Source organism: Parvularcula mediterranea (assembly GCF_013085255.1).
Taxonomy (GTDB): Bacteria; Pseudomonadota; Alphaproteobacteria; order Caulobacterales; family Parvularculaceae; genus Parvularcula; species Parvularcula mediterranea.
The window spans coordinates 1,372,417-1,384,563 of the sequence record NZ_JABFCX010000002.1; the positions used below are offsets into that span (position 1 = coordinate 1,372,417).

A 12,147-nucleotide genomic window follows, 5' to 3' on the forward strand; every position below is an offset into this window, starting at 1 on the left:
TATGCCGGAGGCTAGGGAGTTCCTGACATGACGATCGCGCCTCTTTCCAACTGGCAAAAACGCCTTGCAGCTCTAGGGCTTGTCCTCTTCGCAGCGGCCTGCAGCACGACCGGTGGTGGACCCGGCAAGACCGATGACATCGATCCCGTGGCCACCGAAGATCCTGTGGGCCTCGAGGAGCCGATCACCCTTCCTGACCTCGATGAGGACCGGGTTGTGCGCGTTGCGCTGCTCCTGCCGCTCAACGACCAACGTCCGAGCGTCCAGGACCTCGCCGAATCGATGCTCAAGGCAGCGCAGATGGTCGCCTTCGAGAGCGGCAACAAAAGCTTCCTGCTGATCCCAGAAGACACCAAAGGCACCCCGCAGGGCGCCCGGATTGCGGCGCAGAACGCCATCCGCGGCGGTGCTGACATAATCCTCGGCCCGCTCTTCGCGAGCAGCGTCGATGCGATTTCTCCTATCGCGCGGGCGCAGAACATTCCTGTCGTGGCCTTCTCGACCGACCGGCGGGTATCGGGCGACGGCGTCTACCTCCTGAGCTTCCCGCCTGAGCCTGAGATCGAGCGCGTGACGCAATATGCGCTCTCGCAGGGCTACGCCCGTTTCGGCCTTCTCGCGCCCCTCACCGAGTATGGTAGCCGAGTGTCGGACGCCTTCCGCGAGCAGATCTATGTGGGCGGCGGCCAGCTCGTGCATGAAGAGGTCTACGAGCGGACCCCTGATTCGATGCGCGCTCCGGCAGCGCGCCTCGCCGAGTTCGCAGCGCCCGGGTTCATCCCGCAATATGTGAAGCCTCGCGGCCCGCGTCCGATCGAGGACCGCCTGCGTCCGGATGAAGATGATCTGCGTGAACCGCCGGCGACGGTGGACCGGTATGGTCCGCGGATCTCGAACGACGATCTCGCTGATCCGATCGGTCGGGCAGATGTGCCGAGCGAGACCTATGATCCCGCCTATGACGGCTTCCAGGCCGTGCTGCTGCCTGAGTCAGGCCGCCTCCTGAGGGCTTTGGCGCCGCTTCTTCCCTACAATGATGTCGATGTTCGCGAGATCAAGCTGCTCGGCGTGTCCGCATGGAACAATCCGGGCCTCAAGGGTGAGCCTGCGCTCCGGGGTGGCTGGTTCGCAGCGCCTGACCCGCAGCGTTCGCGCGGGTTCAACGCCCGCTACCGTGCGGCCTATGGCGAGACGGCGCCGAGGCTTGCCTCGCTTGCTTATGACGCGACGCTGATTGCTGCGCGGCTGGCCGAGTCGAAGGTGCCGAACCCTTATTCCGAGGCGATGCTGACGAACCCCAACGGTTTCATCGGTGCAGACGGTCTCTTCCGCCTGACGCCCGAGGGCATGGTCGAGCGTGGTCTCGCGATCCTCGAGATTGGCCCGGGCGGCATCGTCGTGATCGACGAGGCACCGCTCAGCTTCAAGCCGGACCCCTACGCTCCGAAGTTCTGATCAGCTGAGCTTTAGAGCTTGGCAGACCAACCCATACTGAGCCTCGGGCCGGACATTCTCCGGCCCGTTGAACCCGCCAATTTCCCCAAGGCGATCCTCCGTTACCGGAGCGACCGGGCGGCCGGGGAGGTGGGCCTGGCTCAGCTGTCCAATGAGGATTGGGCCCGGCATTTTGCGCGGTTCGATCCGCTCCCTGACAGTCTCACTGAGCCTCTGGCGCTCGCCTATCATGGCCACCAGTTCCGGGTGTATAATCCTGACATCGGCGATGGGCGCGGCTTTCTCTTCGCGCAGCTGAGGGATGGCGCCGGGCGCCTCATGGACCTAGGCACCAAGGGATCAGGCCGGACGCCGTTCTCCCGTGATGGCGACGGTCGGCTGACGCTGAAAGGCGCGGTGCGTGAGGTGCTAGCGACGGAGATGCTCGAGGCGCTTGGCGTGCCGACGTCCCGCACACTGAGCGTTATTGAAACGGGAGAAGATCTCCACCGCTATGACGAACCCTCGCCGACGCGCTCGGCTGTGATGGTACGGCTGAGCCACAGCCATATCCGCTTTGGCACGTTCCAGCGGCTTGCTGCGCTCAAGGACGAGGAGGGGATGGCGCGGCTACTCGCTTATGTGCGGGACGAGTTCTATCCGGCGCTTGCGGAAGGCGACGCTGCTGGCCTGCTCCGCGCGGTGTCGGAACGGATGGCGGTGCACGCGGCGCGCCTGATGGCGGCAGGGTTCACCCACGGTGTTCTCAATACGGATAATATGAACATAACCGGGGAGTGCTTCGACTACGGACCTTGGAAGTTCACGCCGACGGTCGACCCTGGCTGGACGGCTGCGAGCTTTGACCGAACGGGGCTCTATGCTTTTGGCCGCCAGCCGGAAGCGATCTACTGGAACCTTGCGGCGCTGGCCGACGCGCTGAGGCCGATCGGCGACCCGGAGGAGCTGAAGGACGTTCTCGAAGTCTACCCCGATGCCTATGCGAAGGCGTTTCCCGATGCGATCCTCAGGCGTCTGGGCGTGCGCCCAAGCGATCCGCAGGCGGATCAGTCCTTCGCCAGCGACCTTTTCGTTTTCCTCAACAAGACAAGGCTACCCTTAGAGCGCGCCTTCTTCGACCTCTTTGCCGGCAGCGCTGGCCGCGGCAAAAGGCTCCGCTCTCCCCACTCTGATACCTATGCCGGGGAGGAGATCATCCGCAGGCTGGATGCTTACGAACCGTTGCAGCCCGAGCGGGCTGAGCATCCGATCTTCCGCCGCGAGCCGCCGACGCTCTTGCCTGACGATGTCGAGGCGCTTTGGGACCCGATCACCGAAGCCGACGACTGGAGCGCCTTCGAAGCGAAAGTGGCGGCCATCCGGGAGTATGGCGAAGCTCTCGCTATCGCGGACAGGTTTTCCTGACGTCGGTTGCCAGCGCGCCAATCCTTCCCCATCAAAGCCTGATGACCGAAACGCCTCTCCACGACCCGATTGCTCTCGCCAAGGCGCTGATGGCCTGCCCGTCGGTGACGCCGGTCGATGCGGGGGCGCAGGACCTTCTTGAGACCTGGCTCGAGCGGCTCGGGTTCGAAGTTCACCGGGTGACCTTCGGCGACGTGCCGAACCTCTATGCGACGCGGGGGCAGGGCCAGCGGCTCTGCTTTGCCGGGCATACCGATGTCGTCCCGCCGGGACAGGTCGATGCCTGGACCAGCCCGCCCTTCGAGCCTTCGGTGGAGGACGGGATGCTGCGTGGACGCGGTGCGTCGGACATGAAGGGCGCTATTGCGGCCTTCCTCGCGGCCATTGCTCGGGCGGAGGGGACGCCGCCGCTGTCGCTCCTGATCACAGGTGACGAAGAGGGCCCGGGTCTCGATGGGACCAAGAAGATGCTCGGCTGGATGGCGGAGCAGGGATACAGCTTTGACCATTGCCTCGTGGGTGAGCCGACGAGCCGCGAAGTGCTGGGCGACATGATGAAGGTCGGCCGTCGCGGCTCGATGAATGCCATCATCACCATCGAGGGCCGTCAGGGCCACGTGGCGTACCCGCACCGCGCGGAGAACCCGATGCCAGCCGCTGCCCACATCGCCGAAGCGCTGGCGAGCCTCGACCTCGACGGCGGCTATGAGCATTTCCAGCCTTCCAACCTCGAAGTGACAGGCTGGGGTAGCGCGAAGACGGCGGAGAATGTGATCCCTGCAGACGCGTGGATCAGGCTGAACGTCCGCTTTAATCCAAACTGGACCGGGGAGACGCTGGTCGCGCACCTGGAGACGGTGATCGGCGAGGCGGCGGGCGGCGCCAAATGGAGCTGGCACCCGCGGGTCAGCGGCGAAGCATTCCTCAACGAGGACCCGGCGCTCGCAGGGCTGGTCACAAAGGCGGTGCGCAAGGTCACGGGCCGCGCGCCTGAGCTATCGACCTCAGGCGGCACATCCGATGCGCGCTTCATCGCCAAGGTCAGCCCCTGCGTCGAGTTCGGCCTGTCGGGGCAGACGATGCATCAGGTGGACGAGCAGGTCCCGGCGGTGGACGTTGAGCGCCTGACGGATATCTACAGCGAGATTATCGCTCTTTATAAGGACGGTCTTTGATGCTTTCGGCGCGTTCGATTTCTTCGGCCATCTCCATGACCTTCTCGATGGCGAAGGGTGATCCCGACTGGGCCGAGAAGCACGACATGTCCGCCGAAGCGGTGTTCATGAGCTTCTGGGCGGTGCCTCTTGCGATCCTGCCGCACCTCGTCGCGGCGGAGGGTGCGCGGCGCATCCTCCTCGAACAGACGGTGGTGCAGGTGGCGCCTGCCGGAGCGGTGGCCAACGCGGTGGCGCAGGTCATCACGCTCCTCGTCTCATGGGGTGTGGAGCTTCTTCTCATCACGAACCTCGCCCAGCGGCGTGAGATCGGCTGGAAGATCAGCCCCCTGATCATCGGCTACAATTGGTCGATCTTCATCTCGCGCATGGCGCAGGGTCTGGGGATCGGGCTCTTCCTCGTCGCAGGGATGGCGGGGATGGCGCAATTCGCGACCCTGCTGGTGGCGTTCCTGTCGGTGTGGCTGCGCTGGGGAGTCCTGAGGCGGGCGCTCGGCACGACGCCGATGGGTACGGTCGGCGTGATCGTCCTCCTGCTGATCGTCTCGATGGCAGCGGCGGTGGTCTTGTCGCTGCTCTTCCAAGCGGTGGGACTTATGCCTTCGACGCCTGTGCCTGCGGCGGATTAGTAGACAGCCTTCAGGAAATAGAGGCCCTCAGCAGGCGCGACGGGGCCGCATCGGGTCCTGTCGGTCGCTTCGAGGGCGTCTTTCACGTCGTCAGCTGACCAGCGGCCAGCGCCGACCCGGTCGAGGGTTCCTGCGATCGAGCGGACCTGATTGTGCAGGAAGCTCGGTGCCCTGAGGAAGAGGTCGATGCGCTCTTCGTCTTGGGTGACGTTGATTTCGGTGATCGACTTGTGCGGGCTCTTCGACTGGCAGTGCGACGAGCGGAAAGTGGTGAAGTCGTGCTTGCCGACGAGGTGCTGCGCCGCCTCTGCCATCGCCTCGGCGTCGAGGGCATAGGGGACCTGCCAGGCCTTGCCTGCCTCCAGCGCGAGCGGCGCGCGGCGGGTGACGTAGCGGTAGAGATACTGACGCTCCTTGGCCGAAAAGCGCGCATGGAAGTCCTCGCTGACCTCTTCCGCTGAGAGGATGGCGACGGGGTGGGGCCTGATTAGAGCGTTGAGCGCGTTTTGAACCGTGAACGGATCAACTTCCTTCGGAAGATCGAGATGGGCGGTCATCGCGCGGGCGTGGACACCTGTGTCAGTGCGGCCCGCTCCGTAGCAATGGGCTGTGCCTTGGGTAAACTTGGCAGCGGCATCCTCAATCACCTGCTGCACCGAGAGAGCATTGGTCTGGCGCTGCCAGCCTGCGAAGGGCCCGCCATCATATTCGATTTCGAGCCGGTAGCGCCAGAAGGGCCGCTCGATCACGAGAGCACCGTGCCCGGATCAATGGAGAAACCGCGGAAGAACTCTTCAGCGTTCTGGGCTGCCTTGCCCGCTCGCTGGAGGCGGGTGACGAGAAGGGAGGTGCCTTCGCCGCAAGCAACGGAGAGGCCGTGTTCGTCGGCAGAAAGGACCGTGCCCGGAGTTTTTTCGGTGGAGGTGCCTTGCGCGGACATGAGGAGCTTCACCCGGTCGCCTGCGACTTGCGCGAAGGCGCCCGGGAAGGGGGAGAGCCCCCTGATCTGCGGATCGATGACGCTCGCGGGCTGGGTCCAGTCGATGCGCGCTTCGTCGGCAGTGATCTTCTTGGCGTAGGTGACGCCGTCTTCGGACTGGACCGTTTCCTGAAGGCCGCCGCGCTCCAGCGCTGCGAGGGCGCGGGGAAGGAGGCCTGCGCCAACGGGGGCGAGCTTGTCGTGGAGGCTCTGGTAGGTCTCATCGTCCGCGATGGGCACGGTCTCGGAGAGGAGGACGGGGCCGGTATCGAGGCCTGCTTCCATGCGCATGACCTGAACGCCTGTCACCTTGTCGCCCGCCATGATCGCGCGTTGGATCGGTGCTGCGCCCCGCCAGCGGGGGAGGAGCGAGCCGTGGAGGTTGAGGCAGCCATGCTCGGGCACGTCGAGGACAGCCTGGGGCAGGATCTGGCCGTAGGCGACGACGATCGCGACGTCAGGCTTGAGCTCTGCCAGCGCTGCGGCCTCGCTCGGCGCCTTCATGGTGGTGGGGGTTCTGACCTCGAGGCCGTACTCCTCAGCCAGCGCTCCGACCGGTGAGGGGCGCAGCTTGTGGCCCCGTCCGCGGGGGCGGGGCGGTTGGGTGTAGACGGCTGCGATCTCGTGGCCTGCGGCGACAAGCTCGCTCAGCGCCGGAACGGCAAACTCCGGCGTGCCCATGAAGACGATGCGCATGGAGCTTATTCCGCGGCGGCGAGGGCCTTGTCGCCCTCTTTGGCCTTGAGTTTCGCCTCTTTCTTGAGACGCTTGACGATCCGGTCGCGCTTCAGTCGCGAGAGATAGTCGATGAAGAGGATGCCCTCGAGGTGATCCATCTCATGCTGGATGCAGGTCGCGAGGAGGCCGTCAGCCTCGAGCCGCTGTGGTTTGCCCTCATAGTCGAGATACTCGACCACGCAGGTCGCGGGGCGCTCGAGCTCTTCATAGGCATCGGGCACGGAGAGGCAGCCCTCTTCGTAAGGCGCAGTCTCTTCAGCCGGGTCGATGATGCGCGGATTGACGAAGTACCGGGGCTGCGGGCCCTCTTCCTTGTCCGCGATGTCCATGACGATGATCCGGAGCGGGACACCCACCTGGATCGCCGCGAGGCCGATACCGGGAGCCGCGTACATGGTCTCCAGCATGTCATCCATGAGGGCACGGTGCTCGTCCGTCACCTCGTCGACTTCCTTGGAAACCTCGCGCAGGCGCGGGTCGGGAACAGTAATGATCTCGCGTATAGCCATGGAAATGCACCTAAGAAGCCTCTCCACCGTGGTCAATCGGAACCGGGCAAGGCGCGGCCAAAGCGCAGTCTAAGACTTTTTTGCAACTTTAACGGTATGTGGACACTGTCATGTATCTCGCCTTGCCGCCCATTCGGTGACATAGGAACATCTTCGGGTCATATTGGGGAGCCCGGAGGCGTTGTATATCGAGGCCTGGCGGTAGCCGGTGGGACAGCATGGCACGGTTTGTGAATCTCGTACCGGGACGCACCGCTGACATCAGGGTCGATGAAGAACTCGAAGATGTCGAAGGTGTCTTGGAACAGTTGACGGGGGCCAGTGAGGCAATGAGCACGAGCGACATGATCCTCTACGGGATACTGGGGATACTCCTCCTCGGGGTCATTATTGCCCTTGTCATTGTCTATGGGCGCATCAACCGCAACAAAGACATGTATGAGGACGGTGAAGAGCTGTTCGACCAGCGCTTTGACGTTGGCAATGACACGTTCGACGAGCGCGACGACTTCTCCTCCATTCGCATCACCCGCGACCAGCCTTCTGAGCCGGGGCCGCTCCTGTCCCAGGATGATCCGTTCGAGACCGTGGACGATGACCTCTTCGCGGGCGAGCCTGCCGAAAACGTCGTGCCCCTGCGCCAGGCTGAGCCAGAGCCGGAGATGGAGCCGATGCAGCGGGCCGAGCCCGAAGTGCGCTCCGAGCCGATGCCGATGGCTGCGAGCGGCGACATGGGGCGTGACTTCGAACAGACCCAGCCGCGCTTCTCGAGCCAGGAAACCGAGCGCCAGCAGCCTGCCTTCGAGCCCCGCCAGATGGCCGGGCGCTATGATGATGACGACCAGCCTTTCGTGGCGCCGTTCATCCGCGACTATATTGAAGAGAGCGAGCGCCGCCAGCATGCGCGTCTCGACGATTTGCGCGACGATGTGCGCCGCCAGCTATCCGGTATCCGCGAGGAGCAATCGAGCCGCCTCGACCTCTTCCTGAATTCGATCGACCGTAAGCTGAACCGCAACGGGCTCACCCGGTCGGACGACGAGGACGGCGCGAGCACCCGCCGCCGTATCGACAGCCTCTCAACGGTCGTTGACCGCATGAATGATGCTCTTGAGCGCCAGGGCGAGCGTCTTGCTGATCTCACCCGTTCGTTCGAGGAGCGGATCTCCGAGATGAGCCCGGTGCGCAGCGATGTGCGCTCGGTCCATGACGACATTCTCGGCTTCCGCCGGGACGTCGAACAGAACACCACCGCCATCGGCCAGATCAGGGACAATTTTGACTCTCTGAAAGAAGACTTCGGCCGGATGGAGCGCAGTTTCTTCGAAAGGGCGTCCACGGATCAGTCCGTGACCATGCGCCTGTCCGAAGTTGTCCGCGGCACCCTCGACGATGACGACTACCAGCTGAACGCGAAGCTCTCGAATGGTCAGACGGCTGACTGCCTGATCATCCTGCGTGGTGGCCGCAGCCGTATCGCGGTCGATGGCAGCTTCCCGATCGAGTGCTTCAACCGCCTGCCTTCGCGCGATGCGGTCCGCCGCAACATGCCCCAGGCGAAAGCCAGCGAAGACGAGTTCCGCCGCACGGTGCTGCGCTCGATCTTCAACACGGCCGACCGGAACATCGTGGCCGGTGAGACCGCCGACAGCGCAATCCTCTTCCTGCCTTCGGAAGCTGCGTACACGATCCTTCACGACCGCTTCCCGGACCTTGTCCGTGACAGCCACCGTGCCCGCGTCTGGCTGACCTCGCCGTCGACCCTGATGGGTACGCTGAACCTCTTGCACAACGTCCTGCCTGCCAGCGACGAGCATGAGCCTGCCGATGTCGAGGAGCATGACTTCGAGGCTGAGGGCCCATATTACGCCAGTCCTTATGACGAGCAGCCGCGCGCCGAGCCTTCGATCCGTTCGCGGAGGGCTTCTGACCCGGATGCTGAGCGCGCTTCCGATATCGAAGAGCGACTGCGTGCCCTGCGTGAAGAAGAGCAGGCCCTCGCGGAAGAGCTGGTCCGCCGCCGCGATACCGGCCAGCGCCGCTACCGCGCCAAGCCTGCTACTCGCCGCGAAGAGGCCGTCGATGATTTCGAAAGCCGCCTCGAGCGCTTCAGCTTCGACATCGAGGATGACCGTGTCTCTTTCGAGAGCGAGGACGATGACGACAGCCGCCGCAGCTTCAAAGGTCCCCGTGAGGATGACCTCCGCTAAATCGGTGGGCTGATCGATGGATTTGGAAAGGGCGCCTCGGCGCCCTTTCTTTTTTGCTCGATGGATCCTGAATCAGGTCCAGGATGACGTTAACTGCGAGGCCACTTCTCCACTTGTCATCCTGGACTTGATCCAGGATCCATCAGGGAAACAAGCCTAATCTTCCAGTGAGAGCATCTCATCAAAGCTTGGACGCCTGCGGACGATCTTGTAATCATCCCCATCGACCAGAACCTCGGGGACCAGAGGCCGGGTGTTGTACTGCGAGGCCTGCACCGCACCGTAGGCACCGGCTGTGCCGAAGGCGATGAGGTCGCCTGCCTCTGGAGCCACGAGCGCGGCGTCCCGGGCGAAGGTGTCGGTGCTCTCGCAGACCGGGCCAACCAGGGTGTAGGGCGCCGGCTGACCGACTTTCTCCGTCACCTGATGAAGCGTGTGCTCTGCGCCATAGAGAGCCGGACGGATCAAATCGTTCATGGCTGCATCCGCCACGACGAAACTCTTGCTCGTCTGGGTTTTGGTGAGAACCACCTGAGCGAGGAGGAGGCCTGCATTGCCTGCAATCACACGGCCCGGCTCGAAGATCAGTTGCACGCCGAGGTCGCCGGTGATTCTGACGACTGCTTCTGCATAGGCTGAGGGAAGGGGCGGCACCTCACCATCTTTATACGGAACACCGAGGCCGCCGCCGAGGTCGAGGCGGGTGATGTCGAAGCCGCGCTCGCGCAGGGCCAGCACGAGATCCTTTGCCCGCGTCGCCGCTTTCTCAAACGGGGCGAGGGACGTGATCTGTGAGCCGATATGAAGGTCGAGGCCGCATGGGTCGATGCCCGGCAGGTCGCGCGCGCAATTGTAGATCTCAAATGCGCGGTCCCACGGGATGCCGAACTTGTCGTCAGCCTTGCCGGTGGAGATACCCGGGTGGGTCTCAGCATCGACATCGGGGTTGATCCGCATGGCGACGGGCGCGGTCTTGCCGAGGCGGGTCGCGGCATCGCTCAGCATACGTAGCTCTTCCGCGCTCTCGACATTGAACTGGTGGATGCCCGCTTCGAGGGCTGCTTCCAGTTCCGACACTTTCTTGCCAACGCCTGAGAAGACGATCTTCTCGGGCGCAATTCCGGCCCGCAGCGCGCGTTCGAGCTCGCCCGCGGACACCACATCTGCGCCGAGCCCCTGCTCGCCGAGGAGCTTCAGTACGCTGAGGTTCGACAGCGCCTTCACCGAATAGGCGACGAGTGTGCCCTCCGGAAAGGGCTCACTGAACACCTGCGCATGACGGCGGAGGGTCGCTGCGGAATAGACGTAGCAGGGGGTGCCAACCTCCTCCACGATCCGGGGAAGGGGGACACGTTCTGCGTGCAGGACGCCGTCCTGCCTCTTGAAATGGTGCATCTAGAGCGCCTCTTCGAGACTTGCGGGCGGCGGCGGCACGTCGAGCGGTGCGCGCTTCCCGCACGAGGAAACGACGAGGGCGAGGGCGGCGAGGGCAAGGAGGCGCTTCATCATGTCCGCCGCCTACCACGTGGCCTTTGGCGCGCGGAACCCCTAGGTGCTGCGTGAAAAGGAGCCATGCCTTGAACGCTGTCGTGCGATATCTTCAGAGCCTCAGAAATCCGGTGAAGCTGCTGCAACTGCTGATGATCATTGGCGGGGTCTTCATCGCCTACACGCTGATCGCGTCGATGGGCGGGGAGCCCAAGCCCTGGGAGGATCAGAGGCCCCGCTATGTCGTGGGCGAGATGGGCGCGTTTGAGCGGACCTTTCCTTCGCAGCCTTTGCCGAACATCCCCGTCGATCTCGGTGGCGAGGTGGTTTCCTTGCGGGACGTTGCTCCGGGCAAGCCGCTGGTGGTGAACCTATGGGCGACCTGGTGTGCGCCGTGCGTTGAGGAGCTGCCATCGCTGCAGGCACTTCAGGACAGGCTTGGCGACGAGGTGGCAGTCATTGCCGTCGCGCAGGAAGGCGGCGACGGCACGCGGCAGCAGGCCATGCTGGAACGGGTTGGTGCGGAGAGGCTGACCTACGTTCTCGATGGCAGGCTCGCGCTCGGGCGGTCGCTGAGCAATGACGTCGTCCTGCCGATCACGGTGCTCTACGATGCGCGAGGCCGGGAGATCGGCCGCCTGACCGGGAGCGCCGACTGGGCGAGCCCGGAAGCTGAACGCCTCGTCCGAGCCATCGCCCGGGGCGAGCTGCCTCGTTAGAGCGAACCCTTGGCAAGGGTCGTGGCGAGCGGCCTGAATGCCTCAACGAGCTCGGAATAGACCTGCCGCTTGAAGGGCACGATCAGCTCTTCGAGCTCGTCCAGCGCGGCCCAGCGCCAGCGCTCAAACTCAGCGGGCTCATGGACGTTGAGGTCGATCTCGTCGTTCTCGCCCTCGAACAGCATGACCACCCACTTCTGGCGCTGGCCGAGCCAGTCCTTCTTTCCCCTGCGGTAGCGAGGGGGGAAGTCGTAGGCGAGCCAGCCAGGGGTGGTCAGGAGGATCCGCGCGCTCTTCACGCCCGTCTCCTCATGGAGCTCCCTGAAAGCAGCCTCTTCGACGTTTTCGCCCTTATCGATGCCGCCCTGAGGCATCTGCCAGCGATAGGGATTGACCTCGCGGCTGCCCGGCGCGGTCAGGCGCTCGCCCAGCCACACTTCGCCAGCCCGGTTGAACAGGCAGATGCCGACATTGGGCCGGTAGCGGTCGAGATCGGGAAGCTCCTTCATGGGAAGGGCTGTTCGGCTATTGTTGGCCGTTGTTCAAGTTTTCTCGACCTGTGGCCGGGGAAATCCGCTCAGGCTCTCCGGAAATGGCGATTTCGAGATAGGGGACCTGCTGGGCTTCCTCGCTGCGCTTCTGGAGGAGCAGCGCGCCGGGCAAGGCTGCGGCGAGGGTCAGGAACAGGGCGCATAAGGCGACAGGGGAAGAGGCGTTACGAATTGTCTCATTCCGAAACAGAACGTTTTGATAGGCCCTCTTGGCCTCGCGCAGCTTCTGTGCATCGTTGAATGATTGCATGCGAACCTCTATGCCAGCCGCGGTATTCGTACCTCGACGC

13 protein-coding genes are annotated in these 12,147 nt (G+C 64.0%); 6 read left to right on the forward strand and 7 right to left on the reverse strand.

What is annotated here, in order from left to right; translation table 11 throughout:
• The first annotated feature begins 27 nt into the window (after positions 1–27).
• From HK107_RS07295 to HK107_RS07310, 4 genes are read left to right on the forward strand one after another with little or no spacing between them, the layout of a single operon-like run.
• Positions 28–1,455, forward strand: coding sequence for a penicillin-binding protein activator (locus HK107_RS07295; protein WP_173198095.1), 1,428 nt, complete (start codon positions 28–30; stop codon positions 1,453–1,455).
• 18 nt (positions 1,456–1,473) lie between these two features.
• On the forward strand, positions 1,474–2,859 hold the full coding sequence (locus HK107_RS07300; protein ID WP_173198097.1) for a protein adenylyltransferase SelO family protein: 1,386 nt from the start codon (positions 1,474–1,476) through the stop codon (positions 2,857–2,859).
• 41 nt (positions 2,860–2,900) lie between these two features.
• Positions 2,901–4,034 carry a succinyl-diaminopimelate desuccinylase gene (dapE, locus tag HK107_RS07305; protein WP_173198099.1) on the forward strand — a complete coding sequence of 378 codons (1,134 nt, stop codon included), beginning with the start codon at positions 2,901–2,903 and terminating at the stop codon, positions 4,032–4,034.
• A complete protein-coding gene (locus HK107_RS07310; protein WP_173198101.1) occupies positions 4,034–4,663 on the forward strand; it encodes a hypothetical protein in 630 nt (209 codons plus the stop codon). The genes dapE and HK107_RS07310 overlap by 1 nt, the downstream gene beginning before the upstream one ends.
• Here HK107_RS07310 and truA read toward each other — a convergent pair.
• From truA to def, 3 genes are read right to left on the reverse strand one after another with little or no spacing between them, the layout of a single operon-like run.
• Positions 4,660–5,412, reverse strand: coding sequence for a tRNA pseudouridine(38-40) synthase TruA (truA, locus tag HK107_RS07315; RefSeq protein WP_332871503.1), 753 nt, complete (start codon positions 5,410–5,412; stop codon positions 4,660–4,662). The two genes, HK107_RS07310 and truA, sit on opposite strands and share 4 nt — an antisense overlap.
• A complete protein-coding gene (fmt, locus tag HK107_RS07320; protein WP_173198103.1) occupies positions 5,409–6,338 on the reverse strand; it encodes a methionyl-tRNA formyltransferase in 930 nt (309 codons plus the stop codon). Before fmt ends, truA begins: the two co-directional genes overlap by 4 nt.
• Positions 6,339–6,343: 5 nt before the next feature.
• Positions 6,344–6,889, reverse strand: coding sequence for a peptide deformylase (def, locus tag HK107_RS07325; RefSeq protein WP_173198105.1), 546 nt, complete (start codon positions 6,887–6,889; stop codon positions 6,344–6,346).
• A 218-nt stretch (positions 6,890–7,107) separates the two neighbouring features.
• Between def and rmuC the strand changes: the two genes are divergently transcribed.
• Positions 7,108–9,099, forward strand: coding sequence for a DNA recombination protein RmuC (rmuC, locus tag HK107_RS07330; protein ID WP_173198107.1), 1,992 nt, complete (start codon positions 7,108–7,110; stop codon positions 9,097–9,099).
• 156 nt (positions 9,100–9,255) lie between these two features.
• Here rmuC and lysA read toward each other — a convergent pair whose 3' ends face one another.
• On the reverse strand, positions 9,256–10,494 hold the full coding sequence (gene lysA / locus HK107_RS07335; protein WP_173198109.1) for a diaminopimelate decarboxylase: 1,239 nt from the start codon (positions 10,492–10,494) through the stop codon (positions 9,256–9,258).
• The gene (gene lptM / locus HK107_RS16075) at positions 10,495–10,608 is read right to left on the reverse strand and encodes an LPS translocon maturation chaperone LptM (RefSeq protein ID WP_408636639.1); all 114 of its coding nucleotides are present in this window, start codon (positions 10,606–10,608) and stop codon (positions 10,495–10,497) included.
• A 68-nt stretch (positions 10,609–10,676) separates the two neighbouring features.
• Here lptM and HK107_RS07340 point away from each other — a divergent pair, with 68 nt between their 5' ends.
• Positions 10,677–11,306, forward strand: coding sequence for a TlpA family protein disulfide reductase (locus tag HK107_RS07340; protein WP_173198110.1), 630 nt, complete (start codon positions 10,677–10,679; stop codon positions 11,304–11,306).
• Here the strand turns inward: HK107_RS07340 and HK107_RS07345 are convergent.
• Positions 11,303–11,815 carry an RNA pyrophosphohydrolase gene (locus tag HK107_RS07345; protein WP_173198112.1) on the reverse strand — a complete coding sequence of 171 codons (513 nt, stop codon included), beginning with the start codon at positions 11,813–11,815 and terminating at the stop codon, positions 11,303–11,305. The two genes, HK107_RS07340 and HK107_RS07345, sit on opposite strands and share 4 nt — an antisense overlap.
• A 16-nt stretch (positions 11,816–11,831) precedes the next feature.
• Positions 11,832–12,107: a hypothetical protein gene (locus tag HK107_RS07350; protein WP_173198114.1), complete on the reverse strand. Its 276-nt coding sequence runs from the start codon at positions 12,105–12,107 to the stop codon at positions 11,832–11,834.
• Positions 12,108–12,147: the final 40 nt, after the last annotated feature.